At 49.4% G+C, this 24227-nt stretch carries 23 protein-coding genes; 13 read left to right on the top strand and 10 right to left on the bottom strand.

The window, feature by feature from the left end:
- Positions 1–95 precede the first annotated feature (95 nt).
- Positions 96–1820 (top strand): excinuclease ABC subunit UvrC, encoded by a 1725-nt coding sequence (uvrC, locus tag AAA857_RS02080; RefSeq protein WP_338172578.1) that lies wholly within the window; start codon positions 96–98, stop codon positions 1818–1820.
- Positions 1821–1823: 3 nt separating this feature from the next.
- On the opposite strand, the gene AAA857_RS02085 is transcribed toward uvrC, so the two are convergent.
- Complete coding sequence (locus AAA857_RS02085; protein WP_338172581.1) at positions 1824–4802, bottom strand: hypothetical protein; 2979 nt, start codon at positions 4800–4802, stop codon at positions 1824–1826.
- 66 nt (positions 4803–4868) lie between these two features.
- Between AAA857_RS02085 and AAA857_RS02090 the strand changes: the two genes are divergently transcribed.
- Together AAA857_RS02090 and AAA857_RS02095 are read left to right on the top strand one after the other, a co-directional pair.
- On the top strand, positions 4869–5210 hold the full coding sequence (locus AAA857_RS02090) for a hypothetical protein (RefSeq protein ID WP_338172583.1): 342 nt from the start codon (positions 4869–4871) through the stop codon (positions 5208–5210).
- Positions 5167–6024 (top strand): hypothetical protein, encoded by an 858-nt coding sequence (locus AAA857_RS02095; protein WP_338172584.1) that lies wholly within the window; start codon positions 5167–5169, stop codon positions 6022–6024. The genes AAA857_RS02090 and AAA857_RS02095 overlap by 44 nt, the downstream gene beginning before the upstream one ends.
- Before the next feature lie 2 nt (positions 6025–6026).
- Here the strand turns inward: AAA857_RS02095 and AAA857_RS02100 are convergent, their stop codons facing one another.
- Both AAA857_RS02100 and AAA857_RS02105 read right to left on the bottom strand, forming a co-directional pair.
- Positions 6027–6596: a hypothetical protein gene (locus AAA857_RS02100; protein WP_338172586.1), complete on the bottom strand. Its 570-nt coding sequence runs from the start codon at positions 6594–6596 to the stop codon at positions 6027–6029.
- 4 nt (positions 6597–6600) lie between these two features.
- Positions 6601–7584: a peptidylprolyl isomerase gene (locus AAA857_RS02105; protein WP_338172588.1), complete on the bottom strand. Its 984-nt coding sequence runs from the start codon at positions 7582–7584 to the stop codon at positions 6601–6603.
- 91 nt (positions 7585–7675) lie between these two features.
- On the opposite strand from AAA857_RS02105, the gene AAA857_RS02110 reads away from it, so the two are divergent.
- Genes AAA857_RS02110 through AAA857_RS02120 form a run of 3 tightly spaced genes read left to right on the top strand, consistent with a single transcriptional unit; the run spans position 7676 to position 10398 of the window.
- The gene (locus AAA857_RS02110; RefSeq protein WP_338172590.1) at positions 7676–8071 is read left to right on the top strand and encodes a hypothetical protein; all 396 of its coding nucleotides are present in this window, start codon (positions 7676–7678) and stop codon (positions 8069–8071) included.
- 47 nt (positions 8072–8118) lie between these two features.
- Positions 8119–10035 carry a CocE/NonD family hydrolase gene (locus tag AAA857_RS02115; protein WP_338172592.1) on the top strand — a complete coding sequence of 639 codons (1917 nt, stop codon included), beginning with the start codon at positions 8119–8121 and terminating at the stop codon, positions 10033–10035.
- A gap of 9 nt (positions 10036–10044) precedes the next feature.
- The gene (locus AAA857_RS02120; RefSeq protein WP_338172594.1) at positions 10045–10398 is read left to right on the top strand and encodes a response regulator; all 354 of its coding nucleotides are present in this window, start codon (positions 10045–10047) and stop codon (positions 10396–10398) included.
- Here AAA857_RS02120 and AAA857_RS02125 read toward each other — a convergent pair.
- The gene (locus AAA857_RS02125) at positions 10383–11117 is read right to left on the bottom strand and encodes a hypothetical protein (protein ID WP_338172597.1); all 735 of its coding nucleotides are present in this window, start codon (positions 11115–11117) and stop codon (positions 10383–10385) included. The two genes, AAA857_RS02120 and AAA857_RS02125, sit on opposite strands and share 16 nt — an antisense overlap.
- 78 nt (positions 11118–11195) lie before the next feature.
- Here AAA857_RS02125 and AAA857_RS02130 point away from each other — a divergent pair, with 78 nt between their 5' ends.
- Positions 11196–11954, top strand: coding sequence for a hypothetical protein (locus AAA857_RS02130; protein ID WP_338172599.1), 759 nt, complete (start codon positions 11196–11198; stop codon positions 11952–11954).
- Positions 11955–11960: 6 nt separating this feature from the next.
- On the opposite strand, the gene AAA857_RS02135 is transcribed toward AAA857_RS02130, so the two are convergent.
- The 4 genes from AAA857_RS02135 to gmd form a co-directional block, all read right to left on the bottom strand.
- A complete protein-coding gene (locus AAA857_RS02135; protein ID WP_338172601.1) occupies positions 11961–12470 on the bottom strand; it encodes a DUF1499 domain-containing protein in 510 nt (169 codons plus the stop codon).
- The gene (locus AAA857_RS02140; protein WP_338172603.1) at positions 12460–14523 is read right to left on the bottom strand and encodes an aldehyde ferredoxin oxidoreductase C-terminal domain-containing protein; all 2064 of its coding nucleotides are present in this window, start codon (positions 14521–14523) and stop codon (positions 12460–12462) included. Before AAA857_RS02140 ends, AAA857_RS02135 begins: the two co-directional genes overlap by 11 nt.
- A 239-nt stretch (positions 14524–14762) precedes the next feature.
- A complete protein-coding gene (locus AAA857_RS02145) occupies positions 14763–15128 on the bottom strand; it encodes a hypothetical protein (protein ID WP_338172604.1) in 366 nt (121 codons plus the stop codon).
- 229 nt (positions 15129–15357) lie between these two features.
- A complete protein-coding gene (gene gmd, locus AAA857_RS02150; RefSeq protein WP_338172606.1) occupies positions 15358–16422 on the bottom strand; it encodes a GDP-mannose 4,6-dehydratase in 1065 nt (354 codons plus the stop codon).
- A 343-nt stretch (positions 16423–16765) separates the two neighbouring features.
- Between gmd and AAA857_RS02155 the strand changes: the two genes are divergently transcribed.
- The 6 genes from AAA857_RS02155 to AAA857_RS02180 all read left to right on the top strand — a co-directional run bounded on the left by AAA857_RS02155 (position 16766) and on the right by AAA857_RS02180 (position 20897).
- Positions 16766–16918 (top strand): hypothetical protein, encoded by a 153-nt coding sequence (locus tag AAA857_RS02155; RefSeq protein ID WP_338172608.1) that lies wholly within the window; start codon positions 16766–16768, stop codon positions 16916–16918.
- Complete coding sequence (locus AAA857_RS02160) at positions 16911–17750, top strand: FkbM family methyltransferase (protein ID WP_338172610.1); 840 nt, start codon at positions 16911–16913, stop codon at positions 17748–17750. The genes AAA857_RS02155 and AAA857_RS02160 overlap by 8 nt, the downstream gene beginning before the upstream one ends.
- 57 nt (positions 17751–17807) lie before the next feature.
- Positions 17808–19043 (top strand): glycosyltransferase, encoded by a 1236-nt coding sequence (locus AAA857_RS02165; RefSeq protein WP_338172612.1) that lies wholly within the window; start codon positions 17808–17810, stop codon positions 19041–19043.
- 443 nt (positions 19044–19486) lie between these two features.
- On the top strand, positions 19487–20116 hold the full coding sequence (locus AAA857_RS02170; protein WP_338172614.1) for a ThiF family adenylyltransferase: 630 nt from the start codon (positions 19487–19489) through the stop codon (positions 20114–20116).
- Positions 20113–20664, top strand: coding sequence for a hypothetical protein (locus AAA857_RS02175; protein WP_338172617.1), 552 nt, complete (start codon positions 20113–20115; stop codon positions 20662–20664). The genes AAA857_RS02170 and AAA857_RS02175 overlap by 4 nt, the downstream gene beginning before the upstream one ends.
- Positions 20661–20897: a hypothetical protein gene (locus AAA857_RS02180; protein ID WP_338172619.1), complete on the top strand. Its 237-nt coding sequence runs from the start codon at positions 20661–20663 to the stop codon at positions 20895–20897. Before AAA857_RS02175 ends, AAA857_RS02180 begins: the two co-directional genes overlap by 4 nt.
- A gap of 2 nt (positions 20898–20899) precedes the next feature.
- On the opposite strand, the gene AAA857_RS02185 is transcribed toward AAA857_RS02180, so the two are convergent.
- Positions 20900–22969 carry a 3-hydroxyacyl-CoA dehydrogenase NAD-binding domain-containing protein gene (locus tag AAA857_RS02185; RefSeq protein WP_338172621.1) on the bottom strand — a complete coding sequence of 690 codons (2070 nt, stop codon included), beginning with the start codon at positions 22967–22969 and terminating at the stop codon, positions 20900–20902.
- 43 nt (positions 22970–23012) lie between these two features.
- Positions 23013–24197 (bottom strand): glycosyltransferase, encoded by a 1185-nt coding sequence (locus AAA857_RS02190; RefSeq protein ID WP_338172623.1) that lies wholly within the window; start codon positions 24195–24197, stop codon positions 23013–23015.
- Positions 24198–24227 lie beyond the last annotated feature (30 nt).

The following is a 24227-nucleotide window of genomic DNA, read 5'->3' on the forward strand; positions in this document are numbered from 1 at the left end:
CTTCTTGCTCCTCCTTCATCAATCATCCCATTGGTTGCATGAACCCTTCTCTTCACAGGGTTGCCCTTTTGAGCCACCGTCTACAAGAGGGTTTCATGCCCGTCGACCTCAGTTCGGCTAACCTCCCCAAGGAGGCGGGTGTTTATCTTTTCAAAACCAGAGAGGGGCGGGTCCTCTATGTGGGGAAAGCAACGCGCCTTAACGAGCGAATCCGTTCCTATTTTGCATCCACCCCTGATCGACAAATGATTCCGGAACTTGTCGCAAAAGCGGATGATATCGAATGCATCGTAACCCAGACGCCTCAAGCGGCACTCGTTCTCGAACGGCAATTGATTCGAGAGCACATGCCGCGCTACAATTCAATGCTCAAGGATGGGAAATCCTTTCCCTATCTTGTTTTGACAGACCATGAGTTTCCTCGAATCATGTACACGCGTTATCCACCTAAACATTCCGAGCAGTGGGGTCCATTTCCCAATGCTGGTGCTGCAAAACAGGTCATGCAGTTGCTACGACGGCAATTTGGGATTCGTGATTGTAAAGAATTGCTTCCGCAGGGATGCCTTTCCATGCACATTGGTTTGTGTACTGGCCCTTGCGTCTCACCAGAAGGCTACAATGAGAATGTCAAGAACGTCCGCCAAATTTTGAACGGAAACGCAGCAGCCCTCACGGACGAATTGGTTGCTTCCATGGAAAGCGCTTCTGCTCGTGAAGCCTTCGAAGAAGCGGCAAGATACAGAGACACCATTCGGGCTGTGCGGGCTACGACCAGCCAACATGTCGTATCGAGCAAAGTCTACCGCGACTGTGACGCCATAGGTCTCGCCACTCAAGGGGAACTGGCTGCTGTTGTTGTATTGCATGCTGACGAAGGTATGGTTCAGGGCCAAGAAGCGTGGCCTGTGGTCTATGGAGGCGACATTGGTGAAACCATTTCCATGTTCATTTCAGAACATTATGCTCACCGAAGGCCACCTCGACTTCTTCTAAGCCCTGTGCCCATTTTCGATGGACTTCAATCGTGGTTAAATCAACGAAGAGGAGGTTCGGTGGAAGTGCGGACACCTCAGCGAGGCGACCTCGAAAATTTGGCGACACTGGCTCGCCAAAATGCTGAGATTCAACTGCAACGGATGGCCACAAAAACAAGCGGCTCCCTTGAACAAAGAGCCGCAGATGACGGGGCGGCAGTCTTGGGATTGGACCAACTGAATCACCTGGTTTGTTTTGACATGGCTCAACTCCTTGGAAGTGAACGAGTCGGTGCGAGCGTGGTCATGAGAAACGGACGGCCTGCCAAGGATGAGTATCGAAAATACGTGGTAAAAGGAGACGCTATCGATGATTTACGAATGATGAAAGAGGTGGTCGTGAGGTGGGCGAAGCGGCAAGAAGAATGGCCTGACCTGTTGCTCATCGACGGTGGAGAAACTCACCTCAGTACCATCACAACGGCATTGGAAGAGCACGGTTGGGCCGGGCGATTTCCTCTGGCTGCCTTGGCCAAACGCGAAGAAACCGTTTATCGAGACGGTCACGAGCCACTGATTCTTGACCGGCAGGGAAGGGTGATGGTTCACGCAAGAGACGAAGCCCATCGCTTTGTCAACACCTTCCATCGCAAACGGCGAAGTCGGAACCGCCTGGCAGATCCACTGGAAGCCGTTGAGGGATTAGGGGCCAAAAAACTGCAAACACTTCTTCGCCATTTTGGCGGAAGAAAAGGCATTGAACACGCTGCGGTCAATGAATTGTTAACCGTCCCAGGCATTGGTCCATCCTTGGCCCAACGAATCTATGATTCAATGCACTGAGGGTCAGTAATCATCGATTGAAGCCATGTCTTCAATGGACTCCCCGCGCCGTAATCCTGGGCTTGAAAACCCTACCAAGTCCGAGAACTCATGGTCCCCAAGTTGAGCCTTGTTGATGTTGCTTTCCCGCCGCTTCAAACGTTCCTTCTTGGCCTTCTTCTTCCTACGACGGCGTCGAATAAAGAGGACCAAAAGGAGGATCACGATGGTCGGGTAAATCCAGAATTGAAGCAAGAAATACATCCAACTGACATGGATACTGAATGAAATGTCATCGTTGAATTCGCCTGGTGGAATCACGTAAGTTATGGTTTGTCGACCTCCATCTTCAGTGACCCTGAGGTTGCCTGATGTTGAATCCCAATCCTGAATTTCTACGCCCCAAGGGAGCGAAAAAGAAATCGGACCGGCGATATTGAGGTCGTAATCATCTTCAACGGTTGTATTCACATCCCCTGTGCTGAATTCGTAAGGATAGGTAATGCCCTTCATGTTTGCAATTGAATTGGTCAACCCGGTGGTCAGAGCATTAGCTGCCCGTTCCATAGGTTGAATAAACGAGGTCGTAAGGGCATCTGCAACAACGCTAAGGCCAAGTCCAGCAGGGTCTTGGTTCTGTATTTTTTCCGTATCAAGGTCCAAGCCAATAGTAAACGTAACCCTTGGTATGCTAACCTTCAACGTAATGGGCTCCTCATCTGATATGGTCTCATCCGGAGCATCTATGCCTGAAATCTGCGTTTTAAGTTCAAAACCACTCAGGTCCATTTTTTCAACACCTTCTTCAGATTCAAGGTCTGTTCCAGCCTGATGCATGAGTTTGGTTACGGTTTCTCCGAACTGTACGGTAAAGTCCTTCATTCCCTGCCGCGTGGCCACCATCTCGATTTCATCCCCATCCAAATCCACTGTATGGTTCAAGGGCTCTTCCATTCTGCTGGACAAGTCAATAATGAGACGAATGAGGTCTGAAGGGATTGCTTCCATGGTGACTTTTGTATCTCCGTCTTGCGGAAGGTCCTCTGTTGGGATTCCAATTCGGTAAATGCTAAGTTCCGCATCTAAAGCAAAAGTGAAACTGACGGATTGGCTCCATTCATTCAAATTAAACTTCTCCCAATCCAGGGTAATTTGACTGTTGATGCATGTGGACTGGTTTGCATAGCAGATTACGTCATCTTGTTCGTTCTTAATTTCGCTCTCCCATGAATAGGAAGGGCCCGTTCCTGTGAAGGAAATATCCGTTTCTTGTGAGCCTTCAATGGTCTTTGTTAAGATGATTTTTGAACTTCCATCAAGGGTAGTAATCCAAGAGGGAACGAGAATTTCAACGGTGAGTTCAGATGGAGGAAGATTGCTTGGAATGATGTCGTCAAGGTAACTTGAATCAAGCACTGTCTCAAGCGTTATTCCGGAATTCATCAACCGTTCCAAATCGTTTTGCTGCACTCCATCAAGGAAGTCATCCACCATGTCATTGGTATTGTATTCCTTGAGAATACTGATGAGATTCATGTTTTCAATAGGTGCACTCGTTGTTTGGAGGTAAACCGGATATGTGGCATCCATTGCAACCGCCCCCTCAAGACAATAATTCAATTCTTGGCCCGATAGTATGGGTTCGGAACATCCTGTAGAATGGCTGTAATTAAGCCCTCCAGGCTGTTCAAAGTTCCCTGTTCCGTCGGATTCTGAAACCCATTCTAAGTCGCTCATGGTGATCTCTCCAACGCCTGCTACCGTAGAGCCAATTCCTTCCACGATATCTCCAATCGGGAATTGATCGGTAAACTGCGTTAGGTCAACGATGCCGTTATGGTATGCAAGACGTATTCCATCGGAGGTAATGAGCGGAATACTAGCATCTGAAGAGACTTCAAACATGTTGACTCCCCAGTCTGAGAGCGTAGCCTCATCCAGATAATACAAGCCTGCAACAAAGTCAATCGTGGCTGCATCTTCATCGCGTAAATCCAAAACGAGATTTAAGTCAAGGGCTTTTGTTCCTTCATCCACCCACACCGTAGGGGTTCCTGATGAGTTGCGGTGTCCCATCTTCAAGTCGACGCTTTGAAGCAGATCCGTGTCGACTTCTTGAGCGGTTAGGTGGTCCATGGACCATTCTGCAGCCCAGTAACTTGGAGGGCCGTTACGGGCAACGAGCGACCCGTTATCATCCACTGACAAGACCGTAGAGTATGCTGGAGGGTTGATGACGAAGTCGGCTTTGTGCCCGGGTTGGGTCGTTAACTCAAATCCAGTGTTGATGTCTGCGCCCATCGTCAAAAGCCCCTTGTAGGTACGCTCAAGGTCTAAATTTTCATTTCCAGCGAGATTGAAATTTGAGGACATCAATTCGACGGAAGCCACTGCAGTAAAACACAATGGAGGTTCAAACACGTTGTCTTGACTGGCCCCTTCTGCAGCTGAATCGGTTGTTTCATCGGTGGAGCATTGCGTGACTGTGCCTGCATTGGTATATTGATTGACATAATTTGTACTGAGGCTTGTTACCGTTCCAAATCCACTTGTAAGGGCGTCTTCGATAGCATCATTCACTTCGTTTTTCAGTTTTTGACCCACCGTTGGAGTTCCACTTCCACCGGTTTCTGTGTTGAACATTTGACGGATTAAATCAGCAGGGGCTCCGTCGTTAGAATCGAGTCCATCGGTATTTTCAAGTGTGTTTCCTACAATCGTTCCGGAACCAAGCCCGAGAGAATCTCGCTCGAATTCACGAACGGCCCAAGTCAGTTCAAGTTCGATACTCGAGGTTGAAACCAAGTCGAAAACGTACATTCCTTCGACCCAATCCTGACGATTCGGAGTCATGTCTTCGGCGTGGTCGTATTCGTCACACTCACCTCCCAGAGAACTGCAGGATTGCATGCCCGCAGCACTTGCAAGAGGCGCCCAAACCTGGAGGAAAAGGAATCCAACAATGAGGGTTGGAATGAGCGGATTGGACCGATTCTTATTCAAACATAGTGCCGACATCGTACGGGCTATGAACGGGAACTTGAAAGCAGTTCCCCTCATGCCCTTACCATGAACCATGAGGAAAGCGTACACCCTTTCCTTGCAGTTCATCGCCTTCAAGGAGCGCGCGTCCATGCGCTGCTCAAATCCCAAAAAATCTTGCATTTACACATCGCACCGGTTGAACATGAAGATGATTTCATCGCGTTCCCCCTCCTTTCTATCGACCTCTCTGCATCGTTGAAAAACGACATTTCTGCAATCACCAATCGCCCCGTGCAATTGATTTTGCGCACTCCTCATGTGATGGAAACTGTGGACCCACACAATCGGCTTCGAAACGTGGTGGAGGGAGTGGTTAACCCGCTTGGCCTCCAAACAACAGATAGCCAACCTCCAGCCCTTCCTTGATACACTTCCTAAGAAGTGGGAACGTCTTGGAGAACTCGTGCTCTTTCCATCAGGCAGTTTCAGTCAAGAGATTTGGGCGGGATGTTCTCCCGAAGACCAAAGTGAACTTTGGCGTGCCGTCGCCTCCGCTCTTAACGTCACAAGTGTAGGCATTCAATCACCGATTGCGAACGATGCTGTTCGTTCATCTCAAGCCACCGTTCTTCTCGGCACCTCGCTCGTGAAGTTCATTGACCACGGTATTCACTATGAGTTTGATGCCGCTCAAGTTATGTTTTCCTCCGGCAACGTCACCGAACGTCGTCGTATCGGGGCGATGGACATGAGGGGTGAAACAATTGTAGATGCTTTTGCTGGAGTCGGTTACTATTCGTTTCCCATGCTCCTCAATGCAGGGGCTGCTCACGTTCATGCGTGCGAAATGAACCCACCATCCATTGATGGACTTGTTCGAGGAGCGGAAGCAAACGGCATTACCAACAGGATAACCGTTTATCGCGGAAACAATCAGAAGTCGCTTCCCCAACTCAAAGGAATCGCTGACCGATGCCATCTTGGCTTGCTTCCATCGTCAGAAGCCGTGTGGGGTCTGTGTTTACAAGCTCTGAAACCCCAGGGAGGTTGGTTGCACGTCCACATGAATGTAAAAGAGGAAGAGATCAGCGATTGGAAACGCAGTACGATTGAACAATTTCAATCCCTGAGTGACAGTATGAAACTTGGATTTACCATTCGAGGTGACCATCTTGAGCGGGTCAAATGGTATGCCCCATATGTCCGCCATGTGGTCTATGACGTTGAATGCCGACCCTAGGGTCATGACCATCCGGTTGTTTCATTGAAGCTCGCAATCAACGTCGCATTCCAAATCTCTCCAATCGTGGTTTGATTGGTTCGTTTTCCGACCTCTGTTTGGAACACGTACCCTTGTTCGTTGACAAAAGCGACATGGGGAATTGACTTCACACCCAATTCGCTTGAAAATTCCGGCATGAGCATGAACGGCCGGTTAATGGAACGATTGAGGTTGGATTCCGTGGTTTCGTGCCAGGTGCTCATGTTGGAAAAATCAGGGTTATCATCTTGGGAAAAAACCATCATTCTACCTTCTGGAATCACGCTGTCGTAAGCATCAAGGGTGGTTTCACAATGCGAACACCAAGGTGCTGAAAAGTAAGCGATGTAAGCACCTTGGGCCATTATGGTTCGGTTAAATTCAGTACCGTTATTGGAAATTGCGGTCCATTCCGGAACATGTTGTGCTTCTACAACAGAGGGTTCATCAACGGCACTTTCAGGTTCCTCTATCGCTGAATCGGAGGAGATACAACCTGAGAGAAACAAGCAAAGTACCAAGCAGACTGTGAACCGGTTTGAACATCCCATAGCATCACAACCCATCATCAACAAGTTCAGCATCAATTATAATGGCTTCCTTGTACATTCCCAATGGCTCTTCACTCCGCCCTCGATAAACAATGACGGGGATGGCTGCGAGCAGAAGAAGAACAAGTGAGATGGTCATGATCTTCACGACGGTCTCACCAAATGAACTGCTCTCAATAACATCGGCAGGGGGATTGCGGATTGTACCGTCCGGGTCCGCCACTCCAATCATTTCCATCGAGATGATTTTCGCTTGATAAAGGGGCCTTCCCCCCGAAGCAAACGGGTTGTCCAAATCGGTCCCTGTAGGCTCATCGGACGTTGGCGTTTCGGCAATTGCACGGATGTGCGACATTCCATCTCGAACAATTCCAAAGGTAGCATAGCCCTCATCGTCTCGGCTTTCCGGGTCCAAATTGTGAGCTTCTGTTTCAGCGATGTACCACTGCGCGTCTGCGGAGTCAGGGTCTTGACCTCGGGCCATTCCAAGGGCGCCATCCACATGCGAAAGGTTGCCATTGAGTTCGAGAGGTATGGTCTCGCCCGTACCACCGCTTCCACAGGATGGTGCAGTTGCAGGATAAACCCCAAGAGTTTTGCATGTCGGGTCACCAGATTGTGTCACGAAATCATTGATTACACGGTGGAAAAAGATGCCGTCATACAACCCTGATTCAACGTGTGAGATCATGTTGTCCGTTGTAATAGGGGCCCATTCTTCAAAGAGTTCAATGATGATGATACCATCCGATTGCCCTGCAAGATGCCCTTCTTGATAGGTCACTTGAACTTCAATGATAGCATTTCCTTTGTACGACTCCATCATCGGCGAATCTTCTGTTTCAGGGCGGTCATCCCACAGCGTCGGGTCAAGACCGTTGCTGCGCCACAAGGGTTCAGCTTGTTGTGCCCCAATTGTTGAGGGCAGCAAGACGGTTAGAAACAGGCCGACCATAAGCAGCGACCGTATCACCATCGGGCGAGTCATGGTTGTCGCAGGAGCATCTCCCCCATGAATCGTGCGGATGATGTTAGAAATGACCGCTAGACAGAAAAAGCAGAGGTTCTATTCCCCCACCATGGAAGGAAACTCGACCAATGAAAACATGCTCAAATACGCTCGATGGACGGTTGTCATTGTCATCATAACAACGCTCAGTCAAGCCTCAACCGGCTTGTCATCACTGTACGATTACAATACTGCACCAAGTCATGCTTGGACCGCTCAAATCGGATTGCTTGCCTGTATCGGATTGGTTGTCTTTGTCGTGATGTCCAAGACTGACGACTCCAAAGTCAAGGGTATGTCATTCGGTTTGCTGTCTGCATGGGTTCTGCAGTACGGCTTGGGTGAAATGTTTGCTAAGATGCATTGGGTCTCGCTTGTCCATGGCGTCATCGCCATGGGGATTTTACTCCACGCAATGGGGCTGCTGCGAGCATTGCCGAGCCCCAATGCAGAGCCTGCCGTCTGAACACGTCAAAGCGTCAGCCTCTTGAGACTGAACTCGGTCGTCATGGTATGAGCGCCGTCCCGCAGACCGTAAGTGTCAGCCTGGCACTCGATGCTGCCCTTGTTGATGCGCCAACCGATGAAGGTGCTCCTTTTGAGCCCGTGGAAGGCAAAGGGCGTCGCCAGTTGAACCTCTCAGCCGGAGCGACCATCGCCGTTTCCATCGCCGTCCTCATGCTCGCAATGACGCTTGGAACTAACCTCACACAATCGGCCAAAGAAAACGGTGCTTTCTCTGGGGAATGGTGGGAGACTCCCCTTGAACTTCGTCACACAATGGACCTCCCAATGGATACGTTGCGAGCTCAACTCCCCGTGAATGGAACCTACGAGGCACTCCCTTACGAAGAACATTTCATCGAAGTTGACTTGCCTGCGAGTGAACAAGACGCGGGCTTCCCTGGAGATGCACTGATGCATGTTTCCCTGTGGCTGCCTGATGTTCCCGAAGGAGAGAAAATTCCAGTGATCATGACCATTCATCCGTACTATGATTTTGGTGGAGAGGGCGTGGCTGGCGATGACTCCTCCCCCAACACCGTACCTGATGGCGGCGTTGGAAAATGGGTTTACGATACGTTTGTACCGCACGGGTATGCGCTCGCCCAAGCCTCAACGTTTGGAACGGGTCAATCCACACACTGCCAAGACGTGAAGGGGCTGGGGGAACAGACTGGAATTCAAGCCGTTGTCGACTGGCTCGGCGAACAGGAATGGTCCAACGGTAACGTTGGCCTCATGGGTAAATCCTACGCTGGAACGACCAATTGGGAGGCAGCACAGCAACCTTCTGAACATCTGAAGACCATCGTACCCATTTCAGGGTCAATCGGCGTTCAAGAAATGTTCTACCGCAACGGCTCTTCAGAGGCAAGAGCCATGCTTTACGACGCTCTCTACGAAGGTGCAACAACCGACGGTACAACCGACGACATGCGCATGTGCAGTGACGACCTCATCGGGCCTCTCAACCCGTTTTCTACTTGGGCCGGAGCGGAATTTGGTGGCGCAGAATGGAACGACTATTGGGACGAGCGACGCCACCTGCCTGATGTTCTCGAGAATTATCAAGGAAGTGTGTATTTGGTTTGGGGGCTTCAAGATTGGAACGTTGACCCTTACCATGCCTTCCCAACGTACCAGCTCCTTCGGGATGCAGGCATCAATGCTCGAGCAATTTCAGGCCAGTGGGCACACAATTACCCCGACCAACCTGACCGACACAGTGAATTGTCGTCCGGCTACGGGCGAGAGGCATATCCGAACATGAGCAGAATGGATTGGGCCGTGGAACTCTTTGCTTGGTTCAACTACTATCTCAAGGATATCGGAGAAGAACCTGAACCCATGGTACAAATTCAAACCAACGACGGAAAATGGCATGTTGAGGAAACCTGGCCCCCTGAAGACATGACATGGTGGCCGGTAACGCTGGACGCCGCCGAAGGTTCAGGGGGAACGGTCAACGCCAACAATCAACGTTCGTTCCAACTCGAACCCCTTGAGGAACCGATTCACATCTCAGGTATGCCTACGCTTCATCTCTCCGTAGATACACTAGCCTGCCAAGGGGGCCAAATATTCGCCACAATGTACGGGGACGGTCTTCGATTGGGTCATGCAACGATGGATGTGCGTTACCGTGATGGAGGCTATGAAGCCAAAACTGCACTGCCGTTCCAATCGTATATCATGCTCATGGAATTCAATCCACTGGACGTCATGCTGACGGAGGGAACACAAATTGAAATCGTTCTAACGGAGAGCGGAGAAGACTACCTCCCCAGCCCGTGTGCTGCCATCGGCCTTAACGTCAATTTTGACGAATCGTCAACCCTTAGCCTGCCGCTGATCGATCGACCTGTGGGTGACGAACGGTGGTTCCTTGCACCACCGTGGTGGGAACAACAGCCGATTCCAGAATGAGGGTCATCCATGCGAGTCCTCGCCTTTGAAGACATGTACGACATTGAAACCATGCTTGTTTCATCAGGCATTGACGTCAGTGATTTAACATTTCAACAGCGATGGAATTCCAGTGATGCTCTCGCACACATTGAATCCTTCAACCCAGATGTGTTGCTGCTTGACCACTTCATGCCCCCAACCAGTGGATACGATGTTTTGAAAGAACTTCTTGCATCTGAAGTGCCGAGGCCTCATACCATCGTTGCAATGTCAAGTGAACCGTCCAAAAACCAAGCCATGCTTGAACTCGGAGCAGATTATGGAATGATCAAGTTCACTGTGACAGAACTGGACATTTGGTCCAATCACTCTTCGTCGTAAGGTTGCCAGTCGGCTTGGCCTTCCTCTCGGTACCACCAGTAGCCATCTTCGTCCTCAAACCATTCAACACCGTTTTCATCAATGGAATAATTATCATCGCCTTCGTCCTCTTCTTCTTCAAGAACTTCTTCAACTTCTTCGGCAGCACTGGGATTGGCCATTCCAGATTCCTCGGAAATGCGGCGCTTTGCATCGTCAACATCCGATTCGGCTCCTCCAAAGACGCGGTTTGTTGTTCGAATCTCTGCTTGGTGGTCACCTTGACGAATTGCATTGTCCGACTCTTGATAGAAATCATCGGTCATCTTTTCACGGAATTCATCGAACTCTTCTTTTCCAAAACTTCCGGTGAATTCATCACCCTTGGATTTCATGAGGTCGTCTAAGTTGATCCGCTTGCCCGTGTTAAGGTCAGGCGCATTGGGAACATCACCTGCATAGAATGCGTCTTCTTCCGTCCCTAATTTACCGAATACACGACCTTCTGGGTCGGCTTCTTCAATGGCTTCGACAAGGAGGTCATGTTCTTCTTCATCGATGTCTTCGGCCTCGAACAAATCTCCTGCCTGGTCAACCAGCGCTTCGAGTTGTGAAGCGAGTTCTGCTTCTTCTTCGCCGTATTGGTCAACCAGTTTGTCAACCTGTTTCAACATCTTTTCGTAAGGGCTACCGGTGATGGCCCCGAGAAACCTACCGAATCCGCCCTTCTTCTTCGCCATGGTTTACCCTTGCCATTACCCTTCTTCAAAGATTGTCCTCGTCGGACCCTTGATGGTGAACTTCTCCTTGGGTGGTTCATGGTGGAGGATTGGTTGGAGACATTGATGGTGTCCTATAACCGCGATTCTTACGAGCAGCGTAGCGGTTACATGGCTCAGATACACCTGCCTGGGCCGGTGTTTCAGTCGCTCGTATGGTGGGCTTTACAGGCGCTTCCAGACGAAATATTGGTTGGGATTGACATCGACCCAAAGCAACCCCACAAACCTCAGGTTGATGCCTATTTTTCCGGTGATGAAGTCCATGGGAATTTGTTCCAAGGCCAGGGCTACACCATCAGTGAGGCTCACATCGTAAATCGCGGCGATTCCTACTCCGTCCACCACCTCCCGGAGGATTGGACCGATGACATGTTTTCGAGCCAGCGCGGCTCAAGAGCGGGCCGATTTACGCATTGGCTCCATACACATCCAAACGCTCCCGCAATCCCCAGTGGACCCGATGCTGATGCTGCACAAGAGACCACTGGAATTGACATGATTTTGGGCCTGAGGTTTTCTCCCGAGGGGCCGCTACCGTGGTTTGATGATGTTGAGGGGACGCGTCGCTCAATGAAAGGGGTAGGCGAAAAAAACGCACCGAGAAAGCGGTCATTCTTCGCTCGCCATCGCCTTCCGGTTCTAGGGAAGGCCCCAAGTGGTCACAGCATCCATGAAATTCAGTTGATTGGCTTTCATAAATCCGGGCATGGCGTCAATATTGTATTTGTAGATGAAAACGGATGGCCCTATGGTTGGGACGGGGAAGCAGAGGGATTGCAACCTGTTCAGAAGTGAAACCACCTAAGCGTCTTCCAAAAGTGAGTGAAGTTCAAGCAAACGGTCAGGATTAACCCCAATGTCACTCTGACCGAGCCGTGATTGGGAGTGAAGTTCGAACTCAGTGCCGCCGGTACTCAATTGTCGTAATTGAACAACCACGTCGTCGGGAAATCTCCAAAACGGAGTGATTGCGACCGCGTGAATGTAGTACTCCTCGCCTTCAACTGATTCTTCCACGAGTATTTGGAAGTTGTTTTCCACAACCCAATTTGTGAGAGCGGCAAGAGATGTATTCAGTTCAACACCGTTGGTCGTGTTGAGTTCCAGGTCCATCCGAAACGTACTTCCACCACCCAAATGAGCGCAATTTTGGCTGTTGGATTCACAAGAAGGCATGGTTGTAAAGGGGACATCAGGCGCAGCCCCGAAAATCCATGCTTGCACCAAGAGAAGAGGGGAAAGTAGAGCGAACACAATCAACGCATTTCGTTTGATCTTTGAAGGTGATTCAACGTCTTCCTCAGATTCCAATTGGCAACCCCCCAGGACTCCAGTTTCGATACTCGTAATAAGCGGCCATGCACGCTTCTTCATCGGATTCATCGACGAAGGATACCATTCCAGAAGCAACGCCACTCGTTACGGGTTCGTTTCGTAGTCGCCACGAAAGCAGATCCTCATCCCTGGCATCTTTTCCTTGTCGCACCCAATGGTCCACATTCCATTGGCGAGCAGTGTCCCACTGAACTTGGGCTCGTTCCATGAGGTCGCTCCATGTACAGCCCTCACCGGTAATTGCATTCCATGCATCGAGCATGATGTGGTCGGGTGTGGCCCCTTTTGCAAAGGCACACAAAATCATTGAGTCGCGGATTACGATGCTGTGCTGACTGGTGACAAGTTCACCCATGAGGTCAACTGCTGAACGGTTTGGAAGACCTGTTGGGTCCTTGTAGTTCGCACGCATATGGTTGGCTCCAACGTTTGACGTCATGTAGGCCATGGCGTTTCCACGCTTTCCACGTGGGTCCCATGCTGGTAGATCAAGGCCTTTGCAGTGAGCGGTTAGCCGTGTTGTCGGGTGTCCCGTTTCGTTCTCTATCCATTCACTCATGCCGACTGCTCCCGCCGTAAGCGTCCCGAAGAGCGTGCCGTCCCCTGGGGTTGCATGGGCCAAGAGATGAAGGGCCAATGGCGGCAATTCTGGAATTCCAAACCGCCACGGGACAACATCTCCCTCCCTGAACGAACCAAAATCAAAGGGTGCGTGGAAATGGTCCGACCAAGATTCGGGCAACCATCCTCTCTCCGCTGCTTCACAGACAAATGAGAGCGCAGCTCCAGAGGAAATCGTATCCATTCCCAGTCGGTTGCATGCATCGTTTCCATCCATCACATCGAGACTTGAGCCGATGCCAAGGTTGGACCCCAACATCGCGAGGGTCTCGTATTCAGGACGGTCAACGCGATTCATGTGAACTGGCCGGCCGCGAGTCTTCGTTCCATCAATCACCGGGCGGTCAGCGGCCTCACATGCAATCGGGCATGGAGCACAGCACCCCGACTGTTTGGCGTCTGGGAGCGATTCATGCCAGTGTTCTCCTGAAAGTTCATGCGTTGAAAGTTTGACTTGAACGGGAACAGGAGTTGCTCCTTTTCGAACTGCTTCCGCAGTTTGGCCACCCTTGCCGCCTCCTGCTTTGAGCGTTGAGAGGTCCGGCATCTGGGCGTCTGTTGATGCGTAATTTGCCGTCGGCATCCGCCCGTTTTCAGCAGCATAGAGTGGCCCCCGACTTGTTCCAAAACTGTAGAAGGGGTCCCCGGATTTCCTTCGTAAGCCCATTTCACTCCGCTGCTTTTTGACAGCATCACCGAGGGAGAATTCGTTTGCATAACGGACCATGGAAGACGAATCCGAACTCGCCTTGACGGTGACTGCTTTGAGGCGCTTGAACCCGAATGAGGCTCCCGTCCCCCCACGCCCCGCAGCCCGTCTTCCAGCCGTCAATGGCGAAGCAATACGAATTCCGTTTTCACCCGCAGGGCCGATTGAAAGGCACTCTCCGAGTTCGTCAAGGTGTTGCTCAACCTCCCAAGTGGTGAGGCCTAGCAGCGGTTCTGCATCATGGAGAGTCGCGCATTGGTCGTTGATTTCAAGACGCACCCAACGCTCGCTTGCGCCCGTGATAAAGAGGCCGTCCCAGCCAGCTTTCCTAAGATCATGTCCGATGTTTCCACCGATGTAAGTGTCGATATAACACTCGGTCAAGGGAGACCGAGTGACGACGACGGCGCGACCTGATGATCCGATCTTGGAAGCCTGATAGGGGCCTGTCATGAACAACAGTGGGGTCGTCGGATGTGATGCTGCATCCATTCTCCCCGTCACGGGGTGCAGTTGTGCGGTCGCTGAATCGTAATCCGTTGTATCCCATTCAACGAGCAGTTTGGTGGCGAGAGCTTTACCGCCCATTGATGAAATGCACCATTCGTATGGAATGTCTCGCTCCTCGCAAGTTCCTTTGGATAAATCAACCCAAAGGACGCGGCCTGGAAAACCATCAAACCTCCATGGGTGTGCCATGGTGAGAACTTATCTCGGACTCCTAAAAAGACTCCACTTCATTTCGTGGAAATCGAAGGCCGTCACGCTTCGTTTTCAACCGCAATGGTCCCGAGCGCGAAATAGCCAGAACGCCGCAAAGCGAGGGAATCCTCGCTCTTGTCCTCAAGGGCAGGTGGAAACAAAAGGAATCTCAATCCAACGCTGAAACAAACTAAACACGCTGCTAAGATCATGCATAAGAGCAACATTGAGTTGTATTAGGGGTCGGCGCCAGCTGCGACGGCCGAGCGGTCAATGTAGGTGCACAGAATGACGACCAGTCCTAGTGCTCCGATCTGCCAACCGTTTCTCAAAAATGGAATCGGAACCAGAAGCATCAAAAAAAGGTGAACATAATAGAAGTTCATCGATGAAAGATAAGCAGTTAGTTCAACAACCACCCCGCTCACATCCGGATTGTCAATACCCACTGCAGGGACCAATTCTTGTAACCTGCGGAGAATAAAATACAACAGCAGCCAAATGACCAATGACGCTCCCATTTTACGATCCCATGTTCGTTCATCTTTGCGGTCGGGACGAAGATGGAAATACGAAATGAAGAGAAGAATGAATACGCTCAAAATTTATCCAATGTCGTCGAGCAGGTCAAGACCTTCCGCCATAAGATGGAATGATTCCAACGAGTTATAATATTTTTAACGACAAAGCAACAATTCAGTGCTATTCTCAATCATTTACACGATGATGGGTTGGAGTTAATCCCCTTTCCATTCTACTGGATTAATACATCTAGAACTTCTTATCCGTTGTCTCATCTTAAGCGATGAAATGAAAGCGGCGGTTGTTCTCTCACTCGGGAGGGATTGGAGGGGCATATCCACCAGCAACTGCTTCTTTGACGATGGTCATGTCTGAATCAACCATCATTTGAACCAATTCTTCAAATGAAGTACCAGGTACCCAGCCGAGTTCTTTTTCTGCAAGAGAAGGGTCACCGATCAACAAATCAACTTCAGCCGGGCGGAAGAACTTGGGGTTTGTTCGAACACGAACATTGCCGTCTTGGTCAGTAGCGATGGTATCAACACCATCTCCGGACCATATTAGATTCATTCCGACGTGTGAAAAGGCAAGCGTGATCATGTCACGAACACTGTGTGTACGACCGGTGGCAACGACATAATCGCCTGGCTTGTCCTGTTGGAGCATCCGCCATTGCATCTCGACGTAATCGCCGGCGAAACCCCAGTCACGCTTTGCATCAACGTTTCCAATCCACAGGCACTCATCAAAGCCTTGAGCGATTCTGGCTGCGGTCATGGTTACTTTCCGAGTCACGAATTCCAGTCCACGCCGTGGGCTTTCGTGATTGAAAAGGATTCCAGTACAAGCGAACATATCGTAAGATTCACGGTAGTTGCGAGTGATTTCAAAGGCGAATACCTTGGCGCATCCATACGGAGAACGTGGATGAAATGGAGTCATCTCCGTTTGAGGTACATCACGGACCTTACCGTATTGTTCAGACGAACCTGCTTGATAAAATCGGCAATTCGGGGCATGCTTCCTAATGGCTTCAAGACAACGGAGTGCCCCTAGACCGGTAATGTCAGCGGTCATCATTGGAGAGCGCCATGATTCGGGAACGAAAGACATGGCTCCGAGGTTGTAAAATTCATCGGGTTGGGTTTGAGCAACCGCGTTGTCAATTGAATTCTGGTCGGCCAAGTCTCCGTTCAACAAATGAAAGTTTTCGTGTTCCATCAAGTGATTGATGAGGCTTCGCCCGGAGGTGGGTTGAGAGACTCGGCGGACCAAACCATGGACGGTGTATCCTTTTTCAAGAAGCAATTCAGCCAGATAAGACCCGTCTTGTCCTGTGAGACCTGTAATCATAGCCGTCTTTCCGCTCATAACCTCCCGTTAGCGGCTCCCTTTTTCAATCGTCGCGTCCCCGGGAAGACCGAAACAAGGGCTAACCCACTAAGAGTGGGAGGGTTTCAAACGGGAGGTAAGGGACTTAAGTTCGATCTGTTTGACGGGTTCATATGGCTTCTTGAACCGATGGAGCAACAACCAAAGACAACGGTACCAGTTTATGTTCTGCACAAAGATTGGAAGGGAAAGCAATCACAGGTAGTAACCCAACTGAGGGTTATTGTTTGAGTCGGTATTCTTGTAAAAATTTGCCTCAGGGAACGACCATCATGACCTGTTTAGCCATAATTCCAAATAGCAGACCATAACAAAGAATTGCATGAGAGTTCATTGGAGTGTCCGCAATATCCCTCGTTTAGAAAAACAAAAGGATGATGGAGATGAAGGATGGTTCACTGGTGAACAATCTCACTCCGCAGGAGTAGCCGATGGCGTTAGTGTCTTTTTGTGCATGAGGATTCGACATGCTTAAGGCGTTTTATTGGCGCCTTAATCTTGGGTTTAAGAAAATCAAATCAAAGCGACTTAGAAAGAAACTCGGCAATAATATCAAAGCCATCATCACGAACAGTGAAAACGGTTTATTCGCAGTTGACCCAGAGGACCTTGAAGTAGGCCAAAAGTTACGTTCAGGTGGATTTGGTATTGAAGAAGTGCAACGACTGAAGAAGTTCATCAACAATAATTCAAAGGTTTTGATTGTTGGAACGCACATTGGCTCTTTAGCAATTCCACTTTCAAAACATTGTAAGGAAGTAACGGCGATTGAAGCGAATCCAAACACCTTCGAATTACTGGAAATAAATCTTCAACTTAACAATGCTAAAAACATAACACCGCACAACATTTTTGCTAATGATTCTCATGAAAAAGTAGAATTTCTACTCAATACAGTAAACTCAGGTGGAAGCAAGAGGAAACCAAAAAAGAGCAGTTTCATGTATGATTATGACAACCCAGAAATTATTGAATTGGAATCTCACAGACTTGACGATTATTTGCCTGAGCATGATTATGACCTCGTTCTGCTGGATATAGAGGGGTCAGAGTACTTTGCAATGAAAGGTATGGAAGACATTCTATCCCATTGTAAAACATTAGTTGTTGAATTTCTGCCACATCACCTAAAGAATGTTGCAGATATCAACGTTGAAACATTTCTCTCAGTATTACCAGGTCATTTTACCAAATTTAAATTACCAGATCATAACCAAGAACACAACATTTCAGAAGTCAAGGCAGTGCTGCAGAACATGTATGATTCAAACATCGGCGAGGATGGAATAATATTCACTTCTAACTAGAAATTAATTCTACGCTAACGGCTCAACATTATAGCAACCACCCCTCTCACATAACACATGGCTAACCTTCAAAGAAAGCGCCTTTTGCTTGTGAAAGGCTCTTTTGAGCACTTCGGTGGAGGGGAAAGAGATTTGATCAATAATCTCGAAGCCTGGTCAAAATATTTTGACTTGAGTGTTGCAACATTACATCCCAATAAAGAACTCATAGAGAAATCAAATGAATTGAACATACCGCTCTTTTCTCCGGTAAGTAATTGGTCTTATTCGCGCGGAATATTTTCAGAAATATTTGCAAGGTCATCTCGAAATGCATCTAAAAAATGGTACTCTATGCTTTCTTTAACAAAACAAGGAGTTGGCTTGAATACATTGTTTTCTAACATTGATGCAGTCAACATAACAACTGGAATGGCCTCATTAGAACTCCTTCCACTGATACCTAACAACATCCCCATTCATACACTCATGCATGAACCAAACCGCGGTTTACACAGCAACGACCTCCACTTTGACGTCGATGGAACACCCAAACAAAATCTCAAATTGACAAATTTCCTGTTGTCAAAACAGAGAAAGATCGATGAAAAATTAGTAACACTCGCTTCCAAGAGAGGGAAGATTAGTGGTAATTCGAAAAACACATGCGATCGGATCAAACAAGTTTATGATGTCGAATCTAACTTTATTTATCCCAGTATAAATCCAAATCTTTGGCCGATTAAACCAACCAAAGACGAAGACTGGGGGTCTGTTAAAAAAGAATTTGGTCTTATCAAAAACAAGTATGTCATCACCATTGGCCATGCTATTTTTGCGAAAGGCCTATGGGAAACCATCACAAAACTAGGCAGTTCTAATTTACAAATTGTTCAAATCGGCGGTGGGGTTAATGAAAAACACAAGGAGCACGCCAGAAAAAATAACGTCGAATTAAAAGCTCTGCCCAGAGTATCACAAGCGACCATTAGAGCATTGATGAGAAACGCTAAGGCAATGGTGAGTCATGCTATCAACGAACCGTTTGGTTTAACTCCACCAGAGGCATATTTTGTCGATTGCCCAGTTATCGTTTCGAATCAAGGAGGATTTAGAGAAACTGTTGTTGATGGAAAAACAGGACGCTTAATGGATGAAGGAGATGATTGGATTGCAGCAATCGATGAAGGGCATAAAAACAGAAAGGAATGGTCTAAGGCTGGCCGAGAACACATTCAAAAAATCGATCTAACGCCTGAAACGCAGGCAAGAAAAGTATTCGAATCCTTCACTTGGCATTTTGAAGAGGAATAATCACAACATGTTTTGAACCATGCTCTTCAATCCAGAGTAAATCAACACAACTGGCAACAGTGGTTTTATTGCTCTTTCATTAACGATTTAAACACCATCATTCAAACCGATGAGTCCACCAAGCAAGACAACAAACACAAAGTATGTCAAAACCCTCAAATTGAAGCCATGGCCGTAGAGTACTCGCGTTAATGGTTGGTGAAGATGGCTTCCAATGCACGATGACGCCCGTTGAACCTGTTGGGCTTTTCAGAAGAGATGATGGAGGGGCTTCGAAGTGTGCGAAGACTTCACTGGAGGATGGAACCTTGCGCGAGCGTTGCGCAAAGGCTGGGGGGTTATATGTGGAGGAGAACTTTGTACTGCCCGTTCAAATCACAGCATTGGAACGTCTGTTATCCGATTCGTGATTTATTCATAAAGTGTGACGGGATTAAAAGTTCATGAACCTCGAAACCCCAGACAAAAAGCTGCTTGTTGTCGGAGCCGGTGGCATTGGTGCAAGCCTCTTGGAAAACTTGATTCCAGCCCTAATCAGAGTCGCTCTTCCGTGCTCTGTGACCGTCATGGATGCAGACACTGTAGAACCCACCAACCTCGGCCATCAACGCTACAGTTTGACCGATGTAGGTCATCATAAAGTCACTCAGTTGGCTCAGCGCCTGGATTCAGAGCATGTGAGCGTTGTCGGACTTCCGGAGAATTTGCGGCAGTCCAAGCAACTCGAAGGTTATGATTTGGTCGTGGTTTGTGTTGACAGGCCAGAACCTCGTCGCTTGGTCCACAGTCTTGACATTCCTTGGATTGATTTGCGTTGTTCTGGAGACGGATGGGTAGCTCTCACATCCCAAAGTTCACGAGGATTGGTCCAAGAAATGACACCGGACCACGAACCAAAGAGTTGCCAGGTCGATGGTGCATTGGAATCTGGGAACCTTGAATTCGGATTTGCAGTTGCTGCCGCCATTGGTTCTCAATGGGCCATTCAAGAATTGCGAGGAAGACCATCGCCCACCCAAACCATGGGCAGCATCACTTACGGTGCTCTTTCTTTCCCGGAGGTGAAGGCATGATGGTCGAACTTCCGGAATTCGCCCAAACGGGTTTGGATGAAGCGACATGGGATGAAGCCTGCCTCGCGGCGAGTGAACGACAGGTCGAAAACTCTCAACTTCTCTTGGCTCAAGAGACCTTAGCTGCTCACAGTCGTTGGGACGGAGTGTACATCTTGTCTGTTCTTGCAGGCTTGGAAACCTCCGTTCTCATCGACGCTGAAAACAACATATACATCGATTGGGGAACGGCTGGACAAGTCACCCTTCAACCACCAGTTGGGGCGAAAAGTCCGTTCAAATTGTGGGTTCACACCCATCCTGATTTCGCCGCATATTGGAGCACGACCGACACCAACAGCCTTTCTCTGGGCACCATGATTTTGGAAACCGCCATGGTATTGGGTGAACCTGGCCCTAAGTTCACAAGCAATTCTACCTTCAATAAGCAACTGAAGGCTCCCTTCATTTCCGCCGAAGGTCCTCTTTCAAATTGGACCAATGAAGAACCAACTCCCTGGCATTCATGGTACCAAAGCAACAACATTGCGGTGGAGGTGGATGCATGAGTGCTCGGCGACCAAAAGACGAAGAAGAATTTGTAAAAGCGCTTCTTGCTATTGAGGAAGGTCGAGGGAAAAGCATCGCCGAAGTCATCGAAGAAATCAGTGGTTCTGCGCCATCCGGCGAAACCATAGAAGCCGTTCGTAATCGGTTGCAACTCGCTCAGGAAAATGGTGAATCCGTTGACATCGCAGCGATCGTTGAGTCCCTCAACAGTCTGATGTCAAAGTGGGTTTAGTTTCACTCGTTGTTGTACGTCGCTCTACGGTTCTCGATAAGCGCAGACAAGCCTTCTAGCGCATCTTTCGTCGAGAAAATCGTGTCCAACCCGTCCAGTTCCATCTGCAAACCGTCACCCAGAGAGGTTGATGCTGTAGCATTGATGAGTTCGCTGGCCATCCTCAACCCAATGGGAGCTGTAAAGGACAAACTCTTGATTTGACGCAAAACCGTCTTGTCTTCTGCCTCGAACCCTTCCGGGCAAGCTCCATTCATGAGAGCAGCCATGTTGGCATCTGAGTAAAACGAAGATGCAAATTGAGCGACCTTAGAGTCAGGGTTTGACGGTTGCCCGGGATATTTGTTGGCTGGCTTTCCTTCCGATGCGATGGTTGCTACGCAAGAGTCAACGCTGGCAACGTCCACGAGGTGGGTAATCAAGCCGAGATCTTTTGCCGTTTGAGCGTTCATGAAGTTTCCAGCCAATACAGCCCAGCGGGCTGCAGGGATTCCACAGATTCGTGCCGGTCGTTGTGAACCGCCGAGTCCAGGGTAGATTCCAATCGAAGTTTCAGGGAAGCGGAATTGCGTCCTACGTGTACCGATCCGGTAATCGCAAGCAAGCGCAAGTTCCAATCCTCCGCCAAGAGCGAGGCCGGTCGTGAGGGCTACCGTTGTCTTGGATGAGGTCTCAAGCATGTCAAGCATGGTGTGGCCATCTGCAGTGAAATCGTAAATTTCTGGGATTGCATCTGCACGGATTTTGTCAACAAAGAATTTGACATCAGCTCCCGCAACAAATGCCTTTCCGGCTCCATCGAGGACAACGGTATGAACGGAATCGTCGGAGTTTGCCGCAGATACCGCGGCGGTGAGTTGCTCAACAACAGTGACATTGAGTGCGTTCATGGCTTCGGGCCGGTTGATGGTGATGGTTGCGACACCGTCTGAAACGATGGAATCCACGTAGGAGAAATCCCAGTCGTTCCCGCCTTGTTGAGTGAAGAACGCAGGAACGCTCCAGCCCTCTCCAGCCATGTCAGCGTACTTGACTGCCATCCGATGTGCTTCAGCGACCCCGATTTTATTCATCAATTCAAAAGGCCCACGAGCCCAGCGCAGTCCAACCTTTGCGCCGCGGTCTACGTCTTCCATGCTGCAAATATCTTCGTCCACGATTTGTGCCGCGACACCAAATACAACGCCGAGCAGGCGTTCTGAAACTGCAGTGTATTGATCTTCCGAATGTTCATCATCACCGGACACGTCCCAGTGCGCATTTGCTTCAATCAAGTCTCGAAGGTTTTGAGCACCGGTGTAACGAGGGGTTTTGAGTTGCTCAGCGAGATAGTCCGTAGAGTGCAGTGCAATTGGGGGGCCTGTGAGGTTCATCAGACCGAAGGGGCCAAGCCCGATTCGGAATGCTTTGCAAGCGATGGCATCAATTTGAGCCGCAGTTGCTGCGCCTTCTTCCAATAACAAACATGCTTCATTCAGCCATGGGACGAAAAATCGGTTGACGACGAATCCGGGTCGGTCTGCACAAACGATGACGACCTTGCCCAGCATTTTGCAATACTGTACGACTTTGTCAATGGTCTCTTGGCTTGATGATTGAGCCGGGATCACTTCAACCAAACGATTCTTGGCGGGGTGATAGAAGAAATGAAGGCCAACAAAGCGGTCAGGGCGTCCGGTCGCTTGTGCAAGAGCATTGACTGATAGGGAAGACGTGTTGGATGCGAGGATGGTGTCTGGTCCGCAGACTTCGTCAAGTGTGGAAAACACTGCTGTCTTCACGTCAAAATCTTCGAACACTGCCTCGATCACCAAGTCGGTATTGGCTGCCGTTTCCTCAACTCCGATAACACCGGTTATGCGGCCCTGAATATCTTCAACTTGTTGCGGTGAGAAGATTCTTCGTTCAACCGCCTCCGAGAGGAAATTCGTTATGATGGACTGCCCCCGTTCAACCCATTGTGCTTCGCGGTCCACCATTTGAACATCAAATTCTTCTTGAGCACTTTTCTGGGCAATTCCCGACCCCATGTTTCCTGCGCCGACGACGGCTACGCGCTGAATAGGTTGCATGTTACTGCGCAATCAAACGATGCTCATGAAGCATACGGATGGTTCACGATGACGAAATCTCAGTCCAAGCATGGCTCATATCGCTGTGGAAACGCTCTGGAGACAGAAATTCAACGTGTTTGATAAGAGCCTGGACAGGTTCCCGATCTGCCCCGTTTCGAGCCGACCAGCTTGAATGAACCTCTTGAATTGCTTGACGCCAAGCGTCTTCGTCTTCAGCACCAAGGCAGTGTCCGTCCGGCATCAATTCATTGTGTGCAGGTCGGTCAGATGCAAGAACAGGTTGGCCTGCCGCCATTGATTCAACGGGAGGGTAGCCAAATCCTTCAGCTCCCGAGGGAAACAGTAGAGCCTCGGTATGCCAACGGTAATGATTGAGGATACCGTCGCTTATCTCGCCGCCAACATGAGTCCAAGGAACTCCGTGCTGAGTTGCATATTCACTGGCGGTGACACCCCCATAAGGGCATGAATCGCCTCCAATATGGTGAATCATCAACGATTGAAGAAGTTCTTCAGGCAGTTGACTGAGCATCCTGATGAGGAATTTCAAACGCTTTCTAGGGGCGTGACTTCCCACAACCAAGAGGTTGCAGGTTGTTGATGAAAGACCACTTGGGGCTGGAGGGAGTGGAAGCGTTGGCGCAAATTTAGCTGTGTCCAATCCATAGGGGATGCGGTAAAGGGGTATGTTGGGGAAGTGCTTTCGACACAACGATTCGGTTGCTTGCGTGTTACAGATGATGCCGTTCGCTCGGCTTATTCCTTTCATCAGGCGCTTCAAATCCGAGCGGCGGTACCAGGGTGGACGTTGTTCACCCACCTCAATACGTTCTCCATTGAGGGCAATCGTCTCTGGAAAGAGATGGAAGAAATCATGGATATAAACGACAACTGGCGCAGGTGATCGCTTCGGAATAAGATGCGCCTGTTCTTGGTCTGCGACATGAATCAAGTCGACTGAACTGGCTTTGTGCAAGCGGCGGATTGTTTGCAGCACCTGCTTTGGATGGCCAAACCAGCGTTTCAAAAGACGCCGCAATCCAGAAGCCCCTACAGGCAAAGTGTACTCTTCAATACCTGCGCTTTCCCACCCTGTAATTTGTTCGGCTTCCAACGAGGTTCTCAGGTCGTGAAAGGCTCCTCCGAGTCCGGAATACCGTGAGAGGGTTCCTCCGCGAACAAGCAACACGCGCCGCCGAGGGTGCGCGTTCTTGTCTTGAGCCATGAACTGCGGAAGACGCTGGACTTCTTCAAA

It is taken from the genome of Candidatus Poseidonia alphae (assembly GCF_943787815.1).
GTDB lineage: Archaea > Thermoplasmatota > Poseidoniia > Poseidoniales > Poseidoniaceae > Poseidonia > Poseidonia alphae.